Here is a 22,178-nt window from a genome sequence, read left to right as displayed (position 1 = left end):
GCTCACTGTAACTGTCGCCCGCAAAAGCGCTACATGGCCTGACCAATGGCACAAATCCCTCATGTAGGAGCTGCCGCAGGCTGCGATCTTTTGATCTTGTGGTTAAGAAATCAAAATCAAAAGATCGCAGCCTTCGGCAGCTCCTACACATGATCGGTGGTTAGAGAAGGCTGATCGGGTAGCTGACGATCAGGCGATTTTCATCGAACTCGTTGTTGCTGAAGTCGCGGCGCATGGTCGAGTTGCGCCATCTGACGTTCAAATCCTTCAAAGTGCCGCTCTGCACCGTGTAACCGAGTTCCGATTCGCGACCCCATTCCTTGCCGTCGGTGATTGTCCCGGTGTGCACGTTGTCGCCGCTGATGTAGCGGTTCATCAGGGTCAGGCCGGGGATGCCCATGGCGGCGAAGTTGTAGTCGTGGCGCAGCTGCCAGGAGCGTTCCTGAGCGTTGTCATAACTGGCGTTGTAGCTGTCGTTGGCCAAGGTGCCGCCGCTGGTGCCGTTGACGCGCATCCACGCGCTGTCGCCGGTGAGTTTCTGCAGGCCGAGGTAGAACGTGTTGCCGCCGTACTTGGCCGAAAACATCCCGTACCAGGTCTTGTTGTCCAGATCGCCGGCACGCGCGCTGCCATCTTCCTTGCCGTAGAAAAAGCCGAGGTTGGCGCCCAGCGTCCAGTCGCCGAGCGGCTGACTGTGCAGCACATTGAGGTACTGCTGGCTGTAGATGTCCTTGAGTTGCGCGTTCCACAGGCCGATCTGTGTGCGCTTGTCGTTGAACAGAAATTCGCCGCCCTGGAAGTTGAAACGATCAGAGGTGAACGCGGCTTTGCCGGTCATCGACATGTCGCTCATGCTGCTGTCGTCGCGCGGGCTGTTGGCGCGGAACTGGCCGCCATAGAGTGTCAGGCCGGCGATTTCCTTCGAGGTGATCTGGCCGCCACGGAAGGTCTGCGGCAGCGAACGACCGTCGTCCGAACGCAGGATCGGCAGCACCGGCATCCACTCACCGACCTTGACTTCGGTCTGCGAAAGCTTGGCCTTGAATGCGACGTTGGTGCGGCCGAAGTTGTCCGCCGGGCGCCCGTCATGGTCCAGCGGCAACAACTGCGTGCCGCCCGTGCCTTTACCGCCATCGAGCTTGATCGAATACAGCCCGAGTATGTCCATGCCGAAACCGACCGTGCCTTGGGTGAAGCCGGATTTGGCGTCGAGGATGAAACTCTGCGTCCACTCTTCAGCCTTGCCCTGAGTCTTGGTCGGGTTGGTGAAGTTGCGGTTGATGTAGAAGTTGCGCAGGTTGAGGTTGACCTTGGCGCCTTCAACGAAGCCGCTTTCTTCAGCGCTGGCTGGCAGGGCCAGACCGGCGATGGCCAGGGCGATCACAGCGGGCAATGCGTAGGGCACAGGGAAAACTGTCATGGACTTGGGTCTCTCTTGTTTTTTTAGGGCGAACGGCTGCGCTGCGGCCGGTTTTCGGGGTGCAGACTTGGAAAGTATTCAGGGGTGAAACGATGGCAATCAGCCGGACGGGGCAGGGCGCGGGAGCATGGTGTCGAACCTGTCGTTATTGGTTTTGTGGAGCGAATGGTGCGGGGGGCGGATGTTGGGATTCAATTGGGAAAAGCGGGTTTTGGGCGATTATCGAACAGCATTGAAGATCAAAAGATCGCAGCCTTCGGCAGCTCCTACAGGGCAACGCATTTCAAATGTAGGAGCTGCCGAAGGCTGCGATCTTTTGATTCTCAGGCAACAAAAAGCCCACCAATCGGTGGGCTCCTTGTATTCAGCCGATGATGATCAGAACAGCTTCATCTTCGGCGCTTCTTCTTTCAGCGCTTCGTTCTGCGCGGTCTGCGCATTCCAGCCACCGCCCAGTGCCTTGTACAGGTTGACCGCACTGGTCAGCTGCGCGAGGCGGTCGGTGATCAACGCTTGTTGTGCGCTGAACAACTGACGCTGGGCATCGAGGAAGGTCAGGTTGCTGTCGACGCCGATGCGGTAGCGACGTTCGGCCAGGCGGTAGTAATCCTGGTTGGCCTGAACGAAGTCACGCTGCGCTTGCAGCTGCTCGGTGTAGGTCTGGCGGGCGGCGAGGCCGTCGGCGACTTCCTGGAAGGCCGTTTGAATCGACTTCTCGTAGTTCGCCACGCCAATGTCCTTCTGGATCTTGGCGTAGTCGAGGCTGGCGCGCAGGCTGCCGGCGTTGAAGATCGGCAGGTTGATCTGCGGCTGGAACAGCCACGTCCCCGAGCCACCCTTGAACAGACCGGACAGATCCGGGCTCAGGCTGCCCGCGTTGGCGGTCAGGCTGATGCTCGGGAAGAACGCTGCACGCGCCGCGCCGATGTTGGCGTTGGCCGCCTTCAGGTTGTACTCGGCCTGGAGGATGTCCGGACGACGTTGCAGCAGGTCCGAAGGCAGACCGGCCGGCACATCGCTGAGCAGATCATCGGACAGCGGTTTGGCCGTTTGCAGGTTGGCCGGAATACCGGTGCCGAGCAGCAGGGTCAGGCTGTTTTCGTCCTGCGCGACCTGGCGGGTATAACGCGCCAGTTGCGCCCGGGCGTTTTCCACGGAAGTGCGCGACTGCGCCAGATCCAGCGCCGAAGCCACACCGACTTCGTTGCTGCGGCTGGTCAGTTTGTAGCTTTCTTCGAAGGCACCGAGGGTGTCCTGCGTCAGCTTGAGCAGTTCCTTGTCCGCCTGCCAGGTCAGGTAGGCATTGGCGACGTTAGCGACCAGACTGATCTGCGTACTGCGGCGTGCTTCTTCAGTAGCGAAGTACTGTTGCAGCGCTTGTTCGCTCAGGCTGCGCACCCGACCGAACAGGTCGAGTTCGTAGGCGCTGACGCCCACGGTGGCGGAATACGAACTGCTGATCATCGACTCGCCGGTCTGCGAGGCACGGGCCGGCAGACGCTGGCGGCTGCCGGCGGCATTGGCCGACACTGCCGGGAACAGGTCGGCGCGCTGGATGCGGTACTGCGCCGCGTAAGCGTCGATGTTCAGCGCCGCGACACGCAGGTCGCGGTTGTTTTCCAGGGCGACCTGGATCAGCTGTTGCAGGGCCGGGTCATGGAAAAACTGCTTCCAGCCCTGTTCGGCAGCGGCTTGCGCCGGAGCCTGGGCCGGCGAGTACGCCGGCCCCTGCGGGTACTGGCCTGCGACCGGAGCCTCAGGCTGCTGATAGTCAGGTATCAGCGAGCAACCGCTCAGCACGAAGGCGGCGACTGCGATGGAGAGTAGCGACTTGCTCATTGGCCAGCCTCTTTAGGAGTTTCAGTAGTGTCATCCGCGTCGGTCTTTTTGCGCTGACCGATGGACGACACAGTAACGAAGAACAGTGGGACCCAGAAGATCGCCAGGATCGTGGCCGTGAGCATACCGCCAATCACGCCGGTACCGATCGCGTGCTGACTGCCTGAACCGGCGCCGGTGGAAATCGCCAGCGGCACAACACCGAGAACGAAGGCCAGCGAGGTCATGATGATCGGGCGCAGACGCATGCGGCAGGCTTCAATCGCCGCTTCACGCAGGCTGCGTCCCTGTTCATGCAGTTCCTTGGCGAATTCGACGATCAGAATGGCGTTTTTAGCCGCCAGACCGATGGTCGTCAACAAGCCCACCTGGAAGTACACGTCGTTGGACAGACCGCGCAGGCTGGTGGCCATCAGTGCACCGATGATCCCCAGCGGTACCACGAGCATGACCGCGATCGGAATCGACCAGCTTTCATACAGCGCCGCCAGACACAGGAACACCATCAGCAGCGACAGGGCGTACAGCGCTGGCGCTTGCGAGCCGGACAGACGTTCCTCGTAGGACAGACCGGTCCAGGAGATACCGACACCGGACGGCAGCTTCTTGGCAATCGCTTCGACTTCAGCCATCGCTTCACCGGTGGAGTAGCCCGGCGCCGGAGCCCCGAGGACCTCGACCGCTTCCACACCGTTGTAGCGCGCCAGCTTCGGCGAACCGTAGACCCACTCGCCCTTGGCAAATGCCGAGAACGGAACCATGGTGCCTTCGGCGTTGCGCACGTACCACTTCTTCAGGTCTTCGGGGCTCATGCGCGAGTCCGGTTGGCCCTGCACGTAGACTTTCTTCACCCGACCACGGTCGATGAAGTCGTTGACGTAGCTACTGCCCAGCGCGATCGACAGGGTGTTGTTGATGTCGCTGATGGTGATGCCGAGGGCACTGGCCTTCTCGTCGTCGATTTCCAGTTGGAACTGCGGCTCATCGTTCAGGCCGTTCGGACGCACCTGGGTCAGCACCTTGCTTTGCGCCGCCATGCCGAGGAACTGGTTGCGCGCTTCCATCAGTTTTTCGTGACCGATACCGGCGCGGTCCTGCAGGAATACGTCGAAACCGGTGGCGTTACCCAATTCCAGAACCGCTGGCGGGGCGAAGGCAAACACCATCGCGTCGCGGAAGCTGAAGAAGTGTTGCTGGGCACGCGCAGCGAGATTAAACACGCTGTTGTCGGCGTTACGTTCGCCCCACGGCTTGAGCATGATGAACGCCATACCCGAGCTCTGACCACGGCCGGCGAAGTTGAAGCCGGTCACGGTGAACACCGAAGCCACCGCGTCCGCCTCACCGCCGTCCTTGTTCGGACGCAGCAGGTACTCACGCATTTCATCCACCACCACCTGCGTGCGCTGGGCACTGGAACCGGCCGGGGTCTGCACCTGGGCGAACAGAACGCCCTGGTCTTCTTCCGGGAGGAACGCGGTCGGGATGCGGGTGAACAGCCAGATCATGCCGACGACGATCAGCAGATACGCCAGCAGGTACGGCGCCTTGCGGGTCAGCATGTTGCCGACGCCGCGCTCGTAGCTGCGTACGCCACGGTCGAAGTTACGGTTGAACCAGCCGAAGAAACCTTTCTTCGGGGTACCGTGCTCGCCTTTCGGAATCGGCTTGAGCATGGTCGCGCACAGCGCCGGGGTGAAGATCAGGGCAACCAGTACCGACAGGGCCATGGCCGACACGATGGTGATCGAGAACTGCTTGTAGATCACACCGGTGGAGCCGCTGAAGAATGCCATCGGCAGCAGTACCGCCGAGAGCACGAGGGCGATACCGACCAGTGCGCCCTGGATCTGGCCCATGGACTTCTTCGTCGCTTCCTTCGGTGACAAGCCTTCTTCGCTCATCACCCGCTCGACGTTTTCCACCACGACGATGGCATCGTCCACCAGCAGACCGATGGCCAGCACCATGCCGAACATGGTCAGGGTGTTGATGCTGAAACCGGCGGCTGCGAGGATGCCGAACGTACCGAGCAGTACCACGGGCACGGTCATCGTGGTGATGACGGTGGCGCGGAAGTTCTGCAGGAACAGGAACATCACCAGGAACACCAGCGCGATCGCTTCGACCAGGGTGTGCACCACGCCTTTGATCGACTCGGTCACCACCGGGGTGGTGTCATACGGGAACACCACTTCCATGCCTTGCGGGAAGAACGGCTTGAGGCTGTCGATGGTGTTGCGCAGCGCTTTGGCGGTATCGAGGGCGTTGGCGCCGTTGGCCAGTTTCACCGCCAGACCGGAAGCCGGGCTGCCGTTGAACTGGGCACTGATCGCGTAGTTCTCACCGCCGAGGCCGACTTCAGCCACGTCTTTGAGGCGAACCTGCGAACCGTCCTTGTTGACCTTGAGCAGGATTTCCTTGAACTGCTCGGCGGTCTGCAGACGGGTCTTGCCGATAATCGTCGCGTTCAGTTGCTGGCCCTGCACGGCAGGCAAGCCACCGAGCTGACCGGACGACACCTGGACGTTCTGCGCAGCAATGGCGTTCTTCACGTCGACCGGGGTCAGGTTGAAGTTGTTCAACTTGGCCGGGTCGAGCCAGATACGCATCGCGTACTGCGCACCGAAGACCTGGAAGTCACCGACACCGGCGGTCCGCGAGATCGGGTCCTGCATGTTCGACACGATGTAGTTGGACAGGTCGTCCTTGGTCATGCTGCCGTCGCGCGACACCACGCCGATCACCAGCAGGAAGTTCTTCACTGCCTTGGTCACGCGGATACCCTGTTGCTGCACTTCCTGCGGCAGCAGCGGGGTGGCCAGGTTCAGCTTGTTCTGGACCTGGACCTGCGCGGTGTCGGAGTTGGTGCCTTGCTCGAAGGTCGCGGTGATGGTCATGCTGCCGTCGGAGTTACTTTCCGACGACACATAACGCAGGTTGTCGATACCGTTGAGCTGTTGCTCGATGACCTGCACCACGGTGTCCTGCACGGTTTGTGCGGACGCGCCCGGGTAGGTCACCTGAATCGCAATGGCCGGTGGCGCAATGCTCGGGTATTGGTTGATCGGCAATTTCAGGATCGAAAGTGCCCCGACCAGCATGATCACCAGGGCGATTACCCAGGCGAAAATCGGACGGTCGATGAAGAATTTTGACATGGGTTACTCCCCTTTGCCGCCGGCGGCTTTGTCAGCTGCCTGTGCGGGGGCCGGGTTCTTGGTGCCGACGTTAGTCGCCTCGGTCGCTTTGACCTCGACGCCCGGTTTGACGTACTGCAGCCCTTCGGTGATCAGACGATCGCCGGCTTTCAGGCCGTCTTCGATCAGCCACTGGCTGCCGACGGTGCGGCTGGCCTTGAGCTGACGCAGCTCGACCTTGTTGTCGGCGCCGACGACCAGTGCGGTCGGGGTGCCTTTGAGGTCGCGGGTCACGCCTTGTTGCGGCGCGAGGATCGCTGCGCTGTTGACGCCGGCTTGCAGCTGGGCGTGAACGAACATGCCTGGCAGCAGGGTGTGATCGGGGTTGGGGAACACTGCGCGCAAGGTTACCGAGCCGGTGGTCTGGTCAACCGAGACTTCGGAGAATTCCAGCTTGCCGTCGAGCTTGTACTGGCTGCCGTCTTCCAGGGTCAGCTTGACCGCAGCGGCGTTGTCGCCAGCCTTCTGCAGACGGCCGCTTTCCAGTTCGCGGCGCAGTTCCAGCAGTTCCACCGACGATTGGGTCACATCGACGTAGATCGGATCGAGCTGCTGAATCACTGCCATCGCATCGGCCTGACCATTGCTGACCAGTGCGCCTTCGGTGACCGAAGAGCGGCCGATACGGCCGGAAATCGGCGCGTAGACCTTGGTGTAGCGCACGTTGATCTGCGCGCTCTGCAACGATGCTTCCGATTGCAGGCGGTTGGCCAGTGCGGTGTCGTATTCCTGACGGCTCACGGCTTGTTCGTCGACCAGTTGCTTGTAGCGGTCGGAAATCGACTTGGTCGAACGCAGCTCGGCTTCGGCGCTTTTCAGCGTAGCTTCATAGACCGACGGATCGATCTGATACAGCTGCTGGCCGGCTTTGACGTCGGCGCCTTCCTTGAACAGACGCTTGAGAATGATGCCGTTGACCTGCGGGCGAACTTCCGCGATGCGGAACGCACTGGTGCGGCCCGGAAGCTCCGAGGTCAGGGTAAAGGCTTGTGGTTGCAGGGTGACGACGCCGACCTGAGGAGGCGGAGCGGCTGGGGCCGCTTCTTCCTTTTTACATCCGCTGAGCAGCGATGCCAGGGCGACGGCAGTGACCAGAGCGGTAACAGCTGGCTTGAATTGCATGAAGATCCTCGGGTCAGGCGCGCAAGAAGCGCACAAGAAGTGTGAAAGAGTAAAAATCGGGCACCGGGTGGATAAGTAGCTTGCTAAGTAATATACTTACGTTCATGGTTGTTTGTAAACACCTGCGCCGCGTACCCACCCTGATACAAAAGTCGTCGCAAGGTTTGAAATTGTAGGCCGGGGAGTCGATTCACGAGAGATCGCCCCCTCTTTATTCAGCGGATATTCAGCCATCCCTGAAACATCCTGTTTGAGGTTTTACTGCCATGGTCCGTCGTACCAAAGAGGAAGCTCAGGAAACCCGCAGCCAGATCCTGGAAGCGGCCGAGAAAGCCTTCTATGAAAGGGGGGTTGCCCGCACCACCCTGGCGGACATCGCGACCCTCGCCGGCGTGACGCGTGGCGCCATCTACTGGCATTTCAGCAACAAGGCCGACCTGGTCCAGGCCATGCTCGACAGCTTGCACGAACCGCTGGATGAACTGGCCAAGGCCAGCGAAAGCGAAGACGAACCGGACCCGCTGGGCTGCATGCGGCAGTTGCTGATTCATTTGTTTCATCAAGTTGCACTGGACCCGAAAACCCGGCGCATCAACGAAATTCTGTTTCATAAGTGCGAATTCACCGATGAAATGTGCGATCTGCGCCAGCAGCGCCGGACGGCTAGTCTCGATTGCAACCTGCGCATCGGCCTGACCCTGCGTAATGCGGTGAATCGCGGCCAGTTGCCGGAAAATCTCGACACTGCCCGCGCGGCGATCAGCATTCATGCCTACATCGACGGCCTGCTGTACGGCTGGCTGCTGGCCCCGGACAGCTTCGAACTGCACGCCGAGGCTGAACGCTGGGTCGACACCGGGCTGGACATGCTGCGCCTGAGCCCAAGCCTGCGCAAATGAAACAAAATGCGCAATTGCCCGGCAGGATGTCAATCAGCCGCTATGGCCGATTATTGCGGCGGGGAGTTTAAACGTAGCCAGCCGTGGATTTTGTAGGGAAATTGTGTCGCTGTTGTGAAACGGTGTTCGCAGGCTCTTACCCTGCGCCAACAGCAAAAAGCCCCTGACTCTCACAAGTCCGGGGCTTTTTCATTTCTGCGCTACAGCGTGATTACAAGGTCGGATAGTCGATATAACCGACCGGACCTTTACCGTAGAAAGTCTCCGGATGCGGCTCGTTCAACGGCGCATCGGCCTGCAAACGGGCCGGCAGATCCGGGTTGGCAATGAACGGCACGCCGAACGCGACCGCGTCTGCCTTACCGCTGGCCAGCCACTCATTGGCGCTTTCCTTGGTGAACTTCTCGTTGGCAATGTACGGGCCACCGAACGCTTCTTTCAATTGCGGGCCGAGGCTGTCGGCGCCTTCTTTTTCGCGCGAGCAGATGAACGCGATGCCACGCTTGCCCAGTTCACGGGCGACGTAGGTGAAGGTTTCGGCGAGGTTGTCATCGCCCATGTCGTGGGAATCGGCACGCGGTGCCAGGTGCACACCAACGCGGCCGGCGCCCCAGACTTCGATCGCGGCGTCGGTCACTTCCAGCAGCAGGCGCGCACGGTTTTCCAGCGAGCCGCCGTACTGGTCGGTGCGCTGGTTGGTGCTGCTTTGCAGGAACTGGTCGAGCAGGTAACCATTGGCGCCGTGGATTTCCACGCCGTCGAAACCGGCGGCCTTGGCGTTCTCGGCGCCGGTGCGGTAGGCGTCGACGATGTCGGCGATTTCAGCAGTTTCCAGGGCGCGCGGGGTTGGGTAGTCGGCCAGTGGGCGCACCAGGCTGACGTGGCCCTTTGGCTGGATGGCGCTTGGCGCAACCGGTGCTTCACCGTTCAGGTACGAAGGGTGAGAAATGCGGCCAACGTGCCACAGTTGCAGGAAGATCTTGCCGCCGGCGCCGTGAATCGCCTTGGTCACGTTGGCCCAGCCACGCACTTGATCGTTGGACCAGATGCCCGGGGTGTCCGGGTAGCCGACGCCCATCGGCGTTACCGAAGTGGCTTCGCTGAGGATCAGGCCGGCCGAGGCGCGTTGTACGTAGTATTCGGCCATCAGCGCGTTCGGCACACGACCTTCGTCGGCGCGGCAGCGGGTCAGCGGGGCCATGATGATGCGGTTGTTCAGCTCGATGTCGCCGAGTTTGATCGGGTCGAAAATAGTCGCCATGTCTAAAACCTCTTGAATGGAAAGTTGATCAGTTGGATGCAGGCGCCAGCTCGGCATTGCCGTTCTGGCGGAAGGTAATCAGGGTCACCAGCAGGGCAAGTACGGCCAGCGCGGCGGCGGCCAGTGGCACGCTGGTCAGGCCGTAGCCGTGGGCGATGACGCTGCCGCCGACCCAGGCGCCAAGCGCGTTGCCGACGTTGAAAGCGCCGATGTTCAGGGTCGAAACCAGGTTCGGCGCAGCCTTGCCGAAGGTCACCACATTGACTTGCAGCGCCGGCACAGCGGCGAAACACGCGGTGGCCCAGAGGAACAGGGTGATCTCGGTCGGGATCAGCGCGACGCTGGTCCAGCTCAGCACCGTGGAAACCACGGCCATGGCGATGAACACGCCGATCAGCGTGGCGGCCATGCCTTTGTCGGCGAGTTTGCCGCCGATGATGTTGCCGACCGTCAGGCCCAGACCGATGAGCATCAGGGTCCAGGTCACGCCACGTGGCGACACACCGGTGACTTCCCCCAGCAGTGGGGCAACGTAGGTGAACAGGGTAAACACCGAGGCGGCGAACAGCGCGGTCATGCTCAGCGACAGCCAGATGCCGGCGCCTTTGAGGGCGGCCAGTTCGGCGCGCATGTCGAGTTTCTCTTCGTCACGCTTGGCCGGCAGAAAGCGGATCAGGCCGATCAGCGCGATCACACCGATGACGGTTACCGCCCAGAAGGTCGAACGCCAGCCGGCTTCCTGACCCAATGCGGTGCCCAGCGGTACGCCGAGCACGTTGGCCAGGGTCAGACCGGTGAACATCAGGGCGACCGCGGAGGCACGTTTGTTCGGCGCGACCAGATTGGCCGCCACCACCGAGCCGATGCCGAAGAACGCGCCGTGACACAGCGCGGTGACGACCCGGGCAAACATCAGCACGTTGTAGTCGCTGGCGATGGCGCAGAGCAGGTTGCCGACAATAAAGATGCCCATCAACGCCACCAGCGCGGCCTTGCGCGGCAGCTTCGCGGTGGCCAGCGCCATGAACGGAGCACCGATTGCCACGCCCAGGGCGTAACCGGTGACCAGCCAGCCGGCGCCGGGAATCGACACGCCGAGGTCCGCCGCCACGTCGGGCAGCAGGCCCATGATGACGAACTCGGTGGTGCCGATGGCGAAGGCGCTCAGGGCGAGGATGAGAAGCGAAAGGGGCATGCAGGTTTCCTTGTCGGCTGGCTGACGTTAAGGGTCAGAGCTCTTTACTGAGGGTGCTGAGAAACGCCTGGATGACGTCCTCGTTACGTTTGAAAAAATGCCACTGCCCGGCCTTCTGGCTGCTGATCAGCCCGGCCCGTTGCAACGTCGCCAGATGCGCGGAAACGGTCGATTGCGACAGGCCGCAACGCTGATCGATCTGCCCGGCACAGATGCCGTACTCGTGGTTGTGCAACTGCTCGGGGAATTCGCCTTTCGGGTCTTTCAGCCAGTTGAGGATGTCTCGCCGTACTGGGTGCGCCAGGGCTTTTATTATTTCGTCGAGGTCGAGGTTCATGGCTTGGGCTCGTGGTGGCAGTAGCGATATATCGCGATGGAGCGAACTTTAAATCGTTGGATCGCGATATACCAATATGAATTCGGTCTGACGAACGCGTAAATCGCTATATCGGGTTATAACGATACGAGGGTGCTGGAGGAGCGAGCGCAGTGCTAAGCTGCGCCCATGAACTATCTCGCGCATTTGCATCTCGGCGGCCAGCGCCCCGGTCAGTTACTCGGCAGCCTGTATGGCGACTTCGTCAAAGGTCGGCTGCAAGGCCAGTTCGACCCGGAAGTGGAGGCGGCGATTGCGCTGCATCGGCGCATCGACGTCTTCACCGATCGCCATCCACTGGTCGACATTGCTTTGGGGCGCTTCAGCGAAACGCGGCGGCGCTATGCCGGAATCGTCCTCGATGTGTTTTTCGATCATTGCCTGGCGCGGGACTGGACGCTGTATGCCGACCGGCCGCTGGAGCAGTTCACCGCAGACGTCTATCACGTGCTGTCCCGCGAACGACAGTTGCCGGAACGGCTGGCAAAGATCGCCCCGCACATGGTCGCCAACGACTGGCTGGGCTCGTATCGCGAATTCGAGGTGCTGGAGCAGGTGCTGCGCGGGATCTCGCGGCGCCTGACCAGGCCGGAGGAATTGGCCGGGGCCATGGCGGAGTTGCGGCGGTTGTATGAGCCGCTGAGTGAAGATTTCAGCCTGTTTTATCCGCAACTGCAGGATTTTGCAGTGCAATCACATACAACCTGAATCCCTGTGGGAGCTGGCTTGCCAGCGATAGCGTCGGCACATTCAACTTTGATGTTGATTGATCGACCGCTTTCGCGGGCAAGCCCGCTCCCACAGGGGACCAAGGTGATTTGGGGATTTGTGTTTCAGGCAGCGATTGCCGGGCGCATTGGCGATTGTCGGGTTTCCGGAATCGATCCAAACAACACCTTTTGCACCGCCTGCTGCGCTTCGAACGCCAGCGCCGCGCGCTCGCGGCCCTGACAGGCAATCGGCTTGAGCAGATGCACCTCGACATCGCCGCAGTCATGGCTGAACAGGCGCATCAGGTGCGAGAGCAGGTCATCGTCACCAATGAACGGCGCCAGCGTATCGATTTCGCCGTCACGCAGATAACGAATCGCCACCGGTTGCAGCATCACTTCGGAATCGATCGCCGCCGACAGCAGGCGACCATGAAAAGTGCGCAGCGAACGGCCATCGGTGGTGGTGCCTTCAGGGAACATCAGCAGCGCATGTTCGGTTTGCAGATGGCGGGTCATCTGCTTGCGGATCAACTGGCTGTCGCCCGATCCACGGCGGATGAACAGGCTGCCGGCCTTGGCTGCGAGCCAGCCGGCCACCGGCCAGGTGCGCACTTCGGCCTTGGACAGAAACGACAGCGGCGTGAGCATGCCCAACAGCGGAATGTCGGTCCACGACACGTGATTGCTGACCCACAGCATCGGCTGTTTCGGCAGCTCGCCATGCACGCTCACGCGAAACGGCAGGGCATTGCTCAGCCGCGCCATGAAGAAGCGCGACCAGCGCTGCCGCCGCTCCATCGAGTGGGCCAGACCGATACGTTCGAACACGCCGAACACGCTGGCCATGGTCAGCCCCAGCGTCACCACCAGCAGCACTCGCGCGATTCGCGCGTACACCCGCAACCGGCTCATCACACCGCCGCCTTGAAGTGCTTGGCGTAGCGCGGGCAGAGTTCGTCGCGCTTGAGCAGGATGAACACGTCGGCGACCTGGAAGTCTTCGTCCCAGCACGGCTCGCCGCAGATCTTCGCCCCGAGGCGCATGTAGGCCTTGAGCAGCGGCGGCATTTCGGCGATGACGTTAGACGGGATATCCAGCGTCGGCAGCGGATTTTTCGGCTCGGCGCGCAGGTGTTCGGTACACAGGTAACGTTCGCGCAGACGCTGCATGATCGCGTGGGCCTGAATGCCGCCGTCCTGCATCGGGATGCTCGCGCAACCCATCAGATAGCTGTAGCCGCCTTGATTGAGCACTTCGGCCAACTCGCCCCAGAGCACGGCGATGGTGCCGCCGTTGCGGTACGCCGGATCGACGCAGGTGCGGCCGATTTCCAGGATCGGGCCTTGCAGATGCGCCAGGCCATGCAGGCTGAATTCCTCTTCGCTGTAGAACTTGCCGAGGCTGCTGGCAGCGGTGTGATCGAGCAGACGCGTGGTCGCCACCAGGCGCCCGGTGTTCAGATCACGCACGCCGATGTGGCTGCAGTGAACATCATAATCATCCATGTCCAGACCCAGTTCCGCGCCTTTGAGTTTGGCGTTGAACTCGCCGCTGAAGACGGCGAAGCGCAGGGCCTGGGCTTGCTGCAAGGCTTCGGCGCCGATCAGGCGTTCGGCTTGCAGGCGGCGTTCATTGCCGGTGTCGCTGATGCGGGCGATTTGCGTCATGTGAATCTCCGTACGGGCCTTTAACCCGTCGTGGGTTGCAGCCGATCGACTTTCTTTATGCAGCCGTGTTGTGCAAAGTCAGGCTATGTAGCCCCGGTGTCATCGCCATGAACGTTCGGTGATGCTTATATGACAGCCCACGAGGAGGCGCCCATGCCCTGGACAGATCTGCTCCACCGCCGTGAACGCTTGCCCGCCGCTGCTGATCTGGCCGAGGGTTTTGCAACGTTGTTGCAGGCGCTGGGCAACGTCACGCCGTTCGAATTGGCGGTGGCCGGCGGGCGGCGAATGGCCACGCCGGGGCTGGCGTTTCTGGTCGGTTATCAGGCGGCGCTGCGCATGTTGTGGCCGAGCGCGCCGCTGAGCCTCGGCGCCTTGTGCGCGACCGAACAACGCAGCCTGCGCCCGGCCGATATGCAAACGCGGCTGCGCGATTTGCGCTTGAGCGGGCGCAAGGATTTCGTCACCGCCGGCGACGCCGCCGACTGGTTATTGGTGGCTGCGCGCAGTGAGGAGCCGGGCGAAACACCGCGCCTGAGTCTGGCGGCGGTGTATCCCGGCGAGCCCGGCGTCAAGGTGGAAAAACTGCCGGCGTTGCCGTTGATGCCGGACATCAGCCACGGCCGCCTGCATCTGGACGGCGCCCTGTGCGAACTGCTCGCCGGCGACGGTTGGGACGCCTACGTCAAACCGTTTCGCAGTCTTGAAGATGTCTATGTGCTCAGCGCCATGACCGCGTGGTTGTACGGCGTCGGCCAGGACAGCGACTGGCCGCAGGCCCTGCAATTGCGTTTGCTGGCGCTGCTGGCCGGGTGCGCCGAGGCCAGCCGGCAGGCGCCGAACAATCCGGCGGGGCATGTAGTGCTGGGCGGATTGTTTGCGCAGTTTGAATCACTCAAGACCGAGGTAGATCAGGCGTTGGTGCAGGGTGATCCTGCGTGGGCGGCGATGTGGCAGCGTGATCAAGGCGTGATGCAATTGGCTGCAGGGGCCCGGGCCAAGCGCTTGGCCAAGGCTCTTGCGTTGGCCTGACTGGCCTCATCGCGGGCAAGCCCGCTCCCACAGGTTTCAAAGGTGTTCATGAAATGTGTGTTCACTTGGGACCCCTGTGGGAGCTGGCTTGCCAGCGATGGCAATTTCATGGACGACCAACATCTAAAATTTGTCATAAACCCCGACTAGGCTCAGCAGGTTCATTCCCAGAGCGCCCACCATGTTCAAAGGCCTGTCGCTGTTCCTGCTGCTGATCAGCCTCACCGTCCGCGCCGAACAATGGCCCGGCGAGCAATGGCCCATCGCCCCGCAGATCACCGGCCCGGCTGCCCTGGCACTGGGAAACTACGCCTTCGCGCCCCGTAACGACGCCACCCGCGAAGGCATCCGCACCGACGCCTTGCTGATCATCCGCGACGGCCAGATCATCTACGAACGCTACGCCGCTCCGACCACTGCACAGACCCCGCACTTGACCTGGTCGATCAGCAAAAGCCTGCTGGCCGCCGTCCTCGGCGTGGCCTACGGCGAAGGCCGGTTCAAACTCGACGATCCAGTGCTGAAGTTCTACCCGGCGCTGGAAAAACACCCGGCGATCACCCTCGGCCATCTGCTGAACTGGGCTTCCGGTCTCGATTGGCAGGAGGACTACGAATACGCGCCGCTGAAATCTTCAGTGGTGGCGATGCTCTACACGCGAGGCCATCGCGACATGGCCGCGTTCACCGCCGCACACGACAGTTATGCCGCAGCGGGTCTGGCTTTTCGTTATTCCAGCGGTGACAGCAATCTACTCGCCGCTGCCCTGAAAACCATGGTCGGCCCAGCACGTTATGCCGTCTATCCGTGGACAGCACTGTTCGAGCCGTTGGGCATTCGCCACGCCGTGTGGGAAAGCGATGCCAGCGGCACCTTTGTCGCCTCGTCCTATGCCTATCTCACCGCGCGGGATCTGGCGCGGGTTGGTCTGCTGATGGCGCGCGGCGGGCGCTGGAACGATCGGCAGTTGCTGCCCGAGGATTGGGTGGCATTCAATCTCAAGCCCTTTGCCGGCTACAAGGCGCAGCAGGACGAAGCCGTGCCCGGCGGCCATTGGTGGCTCAATCGCCCTGTCGATGGCGCACCATCACCATGGCCCGACGCGCCACCCGACACCTTCGCCGCCCTCGGCCACTGGGGCCAGGCGCTGTACGTGATGCCCAGCGAGAAACTGGTGATCGTGCGTTACGGCGATGACCGTGATGGCAGCTACCAGCACAACGAATTGCTCAAACGCGTGTTGCAGGCGGTGCGGCGATGAAGCGCTTTCTATTGTTGCTGCTGATCGTGCTGCTCGGCTGGGGATGGTATGAACGCGAAAACCTCTGGGCTTTCCCGGACATCATCAGCGCCTACACCGCCAAGGAATATTGCTCGTGCCGTTATGTGATGAACAACGACGCCGGGTATTGCCGTGGCTATGTGAAGCAATGGCTGCCAACCAGCGGTTTTACCGATGACCCGTCGAGCAAAACCGTCACCGTCAACGGCATGGGCCGCAGTAACAGCGCGCAGTGGCTGAGCGAACGCCAGGGCTGTCGCCTGAATCCTTGAATTATCTGGTCTCCGCTGTGGGAGCGAGCCTGCTCGCGAAATCGTCGCAAGCCGCAATACATGCTGTGCGGGGAGCATTGCATTCGCGAGCAGGCTCGCTCCCACAGGGCTTGCAATAACTTGGCGGGCGGTTAAGGTTCGTGCAGGTTTATCGCCCCCACGAGTGTTCAATGTTCAACCGCTCCCTCTATACAACCTTCGCCAGTCTGCTGTTGACCGCCGCTGCGCTGCCGGCCCAGGCCAATTGGTACCTGGACGGCGAGTCGTCGCGGCTGTCGTTCGTCAGCACCAAAAATGCCAGCGTATCGGAAGTGCAGCGTTTTCTGGTGCTGCACGGCAAGGTCGACCCCAACGGTCGCGCCGAGGTCGAAGTCGAGCTCGAATCGATCAACAGCGGCATTCCGCTGCGCGATGAGCGCATGCGCAAGGAGCTGTTCCAGATCGAGCAGTTTCCCGCAGCCACTATCACCACGCAGATCGACTTGCGCCCGATCAACGATCTGGCCCCCGGCGCGCAGCTGGAGTTGCGCCTGCCGCTGACCGTCAGCCTGCACGGCAAGCAGCACGAATACCCGGCCGAGTTGCTCGCCACGCGTCTGGATGATCGGCGTTTTCAGGTGGTGACACTGGAGCCGCTGGTGATCAACGCCGAGGATTTCGATCTGGCGCCGGGCCTGGAAAACCTGCGCAAACTCGCCGATCTGTCGGCGATCAGTCTGTCGGTGCCGGTGGGTGCGGTGCTGATTTTCACGGCGCGCTGACATGCGCGGTGCGGTGTTCCCCTGGCGTGACGGCAACCGTTTCGAACTGTTGATCGACGGCCCGCAGTTCTTTCCCCGGATGCTCGAGCACATTGCCGGGGCAAAAGAGCAAATCGAACTGGAGCTGTACCTGGTCGAGGCCGGCGCCTGCGCCGAAGCCATCGTCCAGGCACTGGTCGCGGCGGCCGAGCGCGGCGTGCGCGTGCGTTGTCTGTTCGATGATTACGGCAGCCTCGCGTTCACGCTGCATCTGCGCCAGCGCCTGACTCAGGCCGGGGTCGAGCTGCGTTTCTATAATCGCCTGAGCTGGCGGCGCTGGGTCGGCAATTTCTATCGTGACCACCGCAAATTGCTGCTGGTCGACCAATGCCTGGCCGTGGTCGGCGGCACCGGCGTGACCGATGAATTCTGGACGCCGGGCCATGATGTCAGCGAGTGGCACGAGGTGATGGTCGAGATCAGCGGCCCATTGGTGATCGATTGGCAATTGCTGTTTGATCGCCAGTGGATCGCCAACCGTTACCGCCGCGCCTGGCGCCCGGCCGCGCATTTTGGTCTGCCACGTTTGCCACGCGTACCGGACAAGGGCGAGGGCATGGGCCGCGTGGCCTACGCTGACGCCCGCCAGCACCGCGACATTCTGCAATCGCTGTTTCGCGCGCTGAACAGCGGGCAAAAACGCATCTGGATGGCCACGCCGTACTTTCTGCCGACCTGGAAAATCCGCCGCTCGCTGCGCAAAGCCGCTGCACGCGGGGTCGATGTGCGGCTGTTGCTGACCGGGCCGCGCACCGATCACCCGTCAGTGCGCTACGCCGGGCACCGCTACTACCCGCGCCTGCTCAAGGCCGGGGTGCAGATCTTCGAATACCAGCCGTGCTTCCTGCACCTGAAAATGGTTCTGGTGGACGAATGGGTAAGCATCGGTTCGTGCAACTTCGATCACTGGAATCTGCGTTTCAATCTGGAGGCGAACCTGGAGGCGCTGGACCCGGCGTTGACGGCAGCGGTGGAGGCGAGCTTTGTGAAGGACTTCGGCTTGAGTCAGCTGGTGAGTCTGGAGGAGTGGCAGCGCCGACCGTTGTGGCGGCGGGTCAAGCAGCGGGTGTGGGGCTGGGTGGATCGGTTGGTGGTGAATATTCTCGATCGACGCGGATAGCGGGGACACCCAAAACCACTGTGGGAGCTGGCTTGCCAGCGATGAGGCCATCACATTCAACATATCAGTTGACTGTCAGGCCGCCATCGCTGGCAAGCCAGCTCCCACAGGTTTATGTGTTACCTGAAAAAATTACAGCAATTCAAAGCTCTGCTGCGTCACCTCCTGCGAATCCAGGCCGATCTGCACGTTGAACTTGCCAGGCTCGGCTGCGTATTTGAGCTGGGCGTTGTAGAACTTCAGGTCTTCCTCGGTGATGGTGAAGTGCACGACTTTCTGTTCGCCGGCCTTGAGCATGATCTTCTGGAAGTTCTTCAGTTCTTTCACCGGGCGGATCATCGAACCGGTGACGTCCTGGATGTACAACTGCACCACGGTTTCGCCGTCACGCTTGCCGGTGTTCTTGACCATGACGCTGGCGTCGAGCTTGCCGCTGGCGTTGAGGGTGGTCGATGACAGCGCCATATCGCTCAGGGCGAAGGTGGTGTAGCTCAGGCCATAACCGAACGGAAACAGCGGGCCGGTGGTGTCATCGAAATACTGCGAGGTGTAGTTGCCCGGTTTGCCCGGCGTGAACGGCCGGCCGATGCTCAGGTGGTTGTAGTAGGTCGGGATCTGGCCCACGGAACGCGGGAAGGTCACCGGCAGTTTGCCCGACGGGTTGTAGTCGCCGAACAGCACGTCGGCGATGGCGTTGCCGCCCTCGGTGCCGCTGAACCAGGTTTCCAGAATCGCATCGGCCGACTGGTTCTCTTCGAGAATCGTCAGCGGACGGCCGTTCATCAACACCAGCACCAACGGCTTGCCGGTGGCTTTCAGCGCACGGATCAATTCGCGCTGGGTTTGCGGGATGTTCAGGTCTGTGCGGCTCGAGGATTCGTGGGACATGCCACGGGACTCGCCGACAGCGGCGACGATCACGTCAGCATCCTTCGCCGCTTTCACCGCTTCGTCGATCAGCACGCTGGCCGGGCGCGGGTCATCGACCACTTCCGGGGCATCGAAGTTGAGGAAGTTCAGGTAGTCGAGGACCTTCTTGTCGCCCGTGATGTTGGCGCCACGGGCGTAGATCAGGTTGGCCTTGTCGCCGATCACCGCACTCATGCCGTCGAACAAAGTGACCGATTGCGCCGGGCGCCCGGCGGCGGCCCAGCTGCCCATCATGTCGATCGGCGCTTTTGCCAATGGACCGACCAGCGCGATTTTCGCGTCTTTCTTCAGCGGCAGGGTTTCGTTGTGGTTCTTCAGCAGCACCAGACTGCGCCGCGCCACTTCGCGGGCCTCGGCGCGGTGCAAGCGACTCTCGGCGTAGGTATCGGCCGGGTCATCCTCGGCCTTGCCGATGCGCAGGTACGGGTCCTTGAACAGGCCCATGTCGTACTTGGCCGCGAGCACTTCGCGCACAGCGTTGTCGATGTCTTTCTGTTCGATCTCGCCGGACTTGAGCAACCCCGGCAGTTCTTTGCCGTAGAGGGTGTCGTTCATGCTCATGTCGATGCCGGCCTTGATCGCCAGCTTCGCCGCTTCGCGACCGTCGCGAGCGACACCGTGCTTGATCAGTTCGAAAATCGCGCCGTGATCGCTGACCGCCAGGCCTTTGAAGCCCCAGTCCTTGCGCAGCAGATCATTCATCAGCCAGGTGTTGGCCGTGGCTGGAATGCCGTTGATCGAGTTCAACGCCACCATTACACCGCCAGCGCCGGCATCGATCGCGGCGCGGTAGGGCGGCAGGTAATCCTGGTACATCTTCACCGGGCTCATGTCGACGGTGTTGTAGTCGCGACCGCCCTCGACCGCGCCGTACAGGGCGAAGTGCTTGACGCTGGCCATGATGCTGTCGGCAGCGCTCGGGGTCTCGCCCTGATAGGCCTTGACCATGACTTTGGCGATGCGCGAGGTCAGGTAAGTGTCTTCGCCGAAACCTTCGGAACTGCGGCCCCAGCGTGGATCGCGGGAGATATCCACCATCGGCGCGAAGGTGATGTCGAGGCTGTCGGCGGCGGCTTCTTTAGCCGCAACGCGACCGGACTGGCCGATGGCGTCCATGTCCCAGCTCGACGCGAGGGCCAGCGGAATCGGGAAAATCGTACGGTGACCGTGGATCACGTCGTACGCGAAAAACATCGGAATCTTCAGGCGACTGCGCATGGCAGCGTCCTGCATCGGACGGTTTTCCGCGCGGGTGATCGAGTTGAACGTGCCGCCGATGTTGCCGCCAGCGATTTCCTTGCGGATCAGCTCGCGGGGCATTTCCGGACCGATGCTGATCAGGCGCAACTGGCCGATCTTTTCGTCGAGGGTCATTTGTTTCATCAGGTTGCTGATGAAAGCGTCCTTGTTTTCCAAAGGTACCGGGGTCGTGGCGGCCAGTACCTGATGACTGGCCAGGCTGACGAACAGACCCAGCAAACACAGCTTCTTCATGAATTTTTTCTCTAGAGCCCAAACGGTGATGCAACACCGGCCAGCCAAAATGTAGGGAGCGACTATTGTTGTTCGGGTGCCGGCGCAAAATCCTGAGCCGGAAAACCGCAGCCGACAGCGGCAACGTGAACGCGAAGGGCACTTTTTAGCCGATTAACCCGTCGCATGCCAGTGGCGGCGCCGATTATGCCCCAACCGCTGGCCGGGAATGCCCAGCGCTCGGTTTTTAAATCAAATGTGTCATGGAGCATCACTGCAATGAATATCAGCTCAACCTCCCGTTCACGGTTACAGATCGCCACGTTGCTGGTGTTCGCCACGCTGTTGACCGCGTGCGGCATCAACAATATCCCGACCCTCGACGAACAGGCCAAAGCCGCCTGGGGTCAGGTGCAGAACCAGTACCAGCGCCGTGCCGACCTGATCCCCAATCTGGTGGAAACCGTGAAGGGCTACGCGGCCCACGAACAGGAAACCCTGACCGCAGTGATTGAAGCGCGAGCCAAGGCAACGTCGATTCAGGTCGATGCCAGCACCCTCGACAATCCCGAGAAGCTCAAGCAGTTCCAGCAGGCGCAGGATCAACTGACCGGCGCATTGAGCCGCTTGATGGTGGTCTCCGAGCGCTACCCGGATCTGAAGGCCAACCAGAACTTCCTCGCCCTGCAATCGCAACTCGAAGGCACGGAAAACCGCATTGCCGTGGCGCGTCGCGATTTCATTCTGGCGGTGCAGAAGTACAACACCGAGATCCGCACCTTCCCCGGTCGCCTGTGGCACAGCGTGATGTACAGCGATCTGCCGATGCGCGAGACCTTCGAAGCCACCACGCCCGGCGCGGAGAAGGCCCCGGAAGTGAAATTCTGATTCGAGGTTGCCCATGCGTGTGTTGAAACTGGGCCTGGTGCTGATGCTCTGGCTGTTCGCCGTCAGCGCCCGGGCCGAATTGACGTTTCCGCCGCTGAGCGGGCGCGTGGTCGATCAGGCGCAAATGCTCGAGCCATCGATTCGCGCGCAACTGAGCCAGCAATTGCAGGCGCACGAGCAGGCCACCGGCGAGCAGTTGGTGGTGGTCACGCTGCCGGATCTGCAGGGCACCACCATCGAGGATTTCGGCGTTCAGCTCGGTCGGCACTGGGGCATCGGCCAGAAGGACAAGAACAACGGCGCCTTGCTGATCGTCGCCCGTGACGAGCGCAAACTGCGCATCGAAGTCGGCTATGGCCTGGAGGATCGCCTGACCGATGCGCAGTCGTCGGTGATCATTCATCAGGTCATCACGCCGGCGTTCAAGGCCGGCAACTTCAGCAAAGGCATCAGCGATGGCGTTGCGGCGATGCTGGTGGTGCTCGGTGGCAATCCGCTGGACGAACCGTCGACCGTGTACGAATCCAGCGGCGACCCGGCGGATGATTTCATCTCGCGGCACCCGACGCTGTTCATGTTTCTGGTGATGCTGTTCATTCTGACGGTGTTTGTCTGCCAGATGCTCGGTATCCTGCCTGCCGGCCGGGGCGGCTCCGGAGGAGGGGGCGGCTTCGGCGGTGGCGGCGGAT

General features: G+C 61.6%; 19 protein-coding genes. 9 read left to right on the top strand and 10 right to left on the bottom strand.

Annotation, left to right across the window (positions count from 1 at the left end; genetic code table 11):
• Positions 1 to 160: 160 nt before the first annotated feature.
• From J5M66_RS18230 to emhA, 4 genes are all read right to left on the bottom strand, one after another.
• Positions 161 to 1,420, bottom strand: coding sequence for an OprD family porin (locus J5M66_RS18230; RefSeq protein ID WP_207808282.1), 1,260 nt, complete (start codon positions 1,418 to 1,420; stop codon positions 161 to 163).
• A gap of 378 nt (positions 1,421 to 1,798) precedes the next feature.
• On the bottom strand, positions 1,799 to 3,259 hold the full coding sequence (gene emhC, locus J5M66_RS18225; RefSeq protein WP_016771333.1) for an efflux RND transporter outer membrane subunit EmhC: 1,461 nt from the start codon (positions 3,257 to 3,259) through the stop codon (positions 1,799 to 1,801).
• Positions 3,256 to 6,420, bottom strand: coding sequence for an efflux RND transporter permease subunit EmhB (gene emhB / locus J5M66_RS18220; protein ID WP_110600001.1), 3,165 nt, complete (start codon positions 6,418 to 6,420; stop codon positions 3,256 to 3,258). The genes emhC and emhB overlap by 4 nt, the downstream gene beginning before the upstream one ends.
• Positions 6,421 to 6,423: 3 nt before the next feature.
• The gene (gene emhA / locus J5M66_RS18215) at positions 6,424 to 7,581 is read right to left on the bottom strand and encodes an efflux RND transporter periplasmic adaptor subunit EmhA (protein WP_016771331.1); all 1,158 of its coding nucleotides are present in this window, start codon (positions 7,579 to 7,581) and stop codon (positions 6,424 to 6,426) included.
• Between the two features lie 266 nt (positions 7,582 to 7,847).
• Here emhA and emhR point away from each other — a divergent pair, with 266 nt between their 5' ends.
• Positions 7,848 to 8,480 carry an efflux system transcriptional repressor EmhR gene (gene emhR, locus J5M66_RS18210; protein WP_130927006.1) on the top strand — a complete coding sequence of 211 codons (633 nt, stop codon included), beginning with the start codon at positions 7,848 to 7,850 and terminating at the stop codon, positions 8,478 to 8,480.
• Positions 8,481 to 8,691: 211 nt separating this feature from the next.
• On the opposite strand, the gene J5M66_RS18205 is transcribed toward emhR, so the two are convergent.
• From J5M66_RS18205 to J5M66_RS18195, 3 genes are read right to left on the bottom strand one after another with little or no spacing between them, the layout of a single operon-like run.
• Positions 8,692 to 9,741, bottom strand: a complete 1,050-nt coding sequence (locus J5M66_RS18205; RefSeq protein ID WP_016771329.1) for an alkene reductase — start codon at positions 9,739 to 9,741, stop codon at positions 8,692 to 8,694.
• Between the two features lie 28 nt (positions 9,742 to 9,769).
• Positions 9,770 to 10,936, bottom strand: coding sequence for an MFS transporter (locus tag J5M66_RS18200; protein WP_016771328.1), 1,167 nt, complete (start codon positions 10,934 to 10,936; stop codon positions 9,770 to 9,772).
• A gap of 34 nt (positions 10,937 to 10,970) precedes the next feature.
• On the bottom strand, positions 10,971 to 11,273 hold the full coding sequence (locus J5M66_RS18195) for a metalloregulator ArsR/SmtB family transcription factor (RefSeq protein ID WP_016771327.1): 303 nt from the start codon (positions 11,271 to 11,273) through the stop codon (positions 10,971 to 10,973).
• 168 nt (positions 11,274 to 11,441) lie between these two features.
• Here J5M66_RS18195 and J5M66_RS18190 point away from each other — a divergent pair, with 168 nt between their 5' ends.
• Entirely contained in the window at positions 11,442 to 12,020 is a 579-nt protein-coding gene (locus J5M66_RS18190; protein WP_024011949.1) for an ACP phosphodiesterase, read from the top strand.
• 125 nt (positions 12,021 to 12,145) lie between these two features.
• On the opposite strand, the gene J5M66_RS18185 is transcribed toward J5M66_RS18190, so the two are convergent.
• Both J5M66_RS18185 and olsB read right to left on the bottom strand, forming a co-directional pair.
• Positions 12,146 to 12,937, bottom strand: a complete 792-nt coding sequence (locus J5M66_RS18185) for a lysophospholipid acyltransferase family protein (RefSeq protein WP_073475829.1) — start codon at positions 12,935 to 12,937, stop codon at positions 12,146 to 12,148.
• Positions 12,937 to 13,692 (bottom strand): L-ornithine N(alpha)-acyltransferase, encoded by a 756-nt coding sequence (gene olsB, locus J5M66_RS18180; protein ID WP_016771324.1) that lies wholly within the window; start codon positions 13,690 to 13,692, stop codon positions 12,937 to 12,939. Before olsB ends, J5M66_RS18185 begins: the two co-directional genes overlap by 1 nt.
• Positions 13,693 to 13,845: 153 nt before the next feature.
• Between olsB and J5M66_RS18175 the strand changes: the two genes are divergently transcribed.
• The 5 genes from J5M66_RS18175 (at position 13,846) to J5M66_RS18155 (ending at position 18,198) form a co-directional block, all read left to right on the top strand.
• Positions 13,846 to 14,724 (top strand): acyl-CoA dehydrogenase family protein, encoded by an 879-nt coding sequence (locus tag J5M66_RS18175; RefSeq protein ID WP_207808283.1) that lies wholly within the window; start codon positions 13,846 to 13,848, stop codon positions 14,722 to 14,724.
• A gap of 181 nt (positions 14,725 to 14,905) precedes the next feature.
• Complete coding sequence (locus J5M66_RS18170; protein WP_207808284.1) at positions 14,906 to 15,985, top strand: serine hydrolase; 1,080 nt, start codon at positions 14,906 to 14,908, stop codon at positions 15,983 to 15,985.
• The gene (locus tag J5M66_RS18165; RefSeq protein ID WP_125917729.1) at positions 15,982 to 16,278 is read left to right on the top strand and encodes an amidase; all 297 of its coding nucleotides are present in this window, start codon (positions 15,982 to 15,984) and stop codon (positions 16,276 to 16,278) included. Before J5M66_RS18170 ends, J5M66_RS18165 begins: the two co-directional genes overlap by 4 nt.
• 170 nt (positions 16,279 to 16,448) lie before the next feature.
• Entirely contained in the window at positions 16,449 to 17,039 is a 591-nt protein-coding gene (locus J5M66_RS18160; RefSeq protein WP_039762684.1) for a YceI family protein, read from the top strand.
• 1 nt (position 17,040) lies between these two features.
• Positions 17,041 to 18,198 carry a phosphatidylserine/phosphatidylglycerophosphate/cardiolipin synthase family protein gene (locus J5M66_RS18155; RefSeq protein ID WP_122505781.1) on the top strand — a complete coding sequence of 386 codons (1,158 nt, stop codon included), beginning with the start codon at positions 17,041 to 17,043 and terminating at the stop codon, positions 18,196 to 18,198.
• 132 nt (positions 18,199 to 18,330) lie between these two features.
• Here the strand turns inward: J5M66_RS18155 and bglX are convergent, their stop codons facing one another.
• Positions 18,331 to 20,622, bottom strand: coding sequence for a beta-glucosidase BglX (bglX, locus tag J5M66_RS18150; protein ID WP_207808285.1), 2,292 nt, complete (start codon positions 20,620 to 20,622; stop codon positions 18,331 to 18,333).
• A 258-nt stretch (positions 20,623 to 20,880) separates the two neighbouring features.
• On the opposite strand from bglX, the gene J5M66_RS18145 reads away from it, so the two are divergent.
• Both J5M66_RS18145 and J5M66_RS18140 read left to right on the top strand, forming a co-directional pair.
• The gene (locus tag J5M66_RS18145) at positions 20,881 to 21,489 is read left to right on the top strand and encodes a LemA family protein (protein ID WP_024011957.1); all 609 of its coding nucleotides are present in this window, start codon (positions 20,881 to 20,883) and stop codon (positions 21,487 to 21,489) included.
• Between the two features lie 13 nt (positions 21,490 to 21,502).
• A partial coding sequence (locus tag J5M66_RS18140) for a TPM domain-containing protein (RefSeq protein ID WP_207817495.1) occupies positions 21,503 to 22,178 on the top strand: 676 nt, incomplete at its 3' end.

This window comes from Pseudomonas sp. 67(2021) (assembly GCF_017491835.1).
Classification (GTDB): Bacteria; Pseudomonadota; Gammaproteobacteria; order Pseudomonadales; family Pseudomonadaceae; genus Aquipseudomonas; species Aquipseudomonas atacamensis.
Note: the sequence above shows the minus strand (reverse complement) of the source record. Positions and strands in the feature narration are given on the sequence as shown.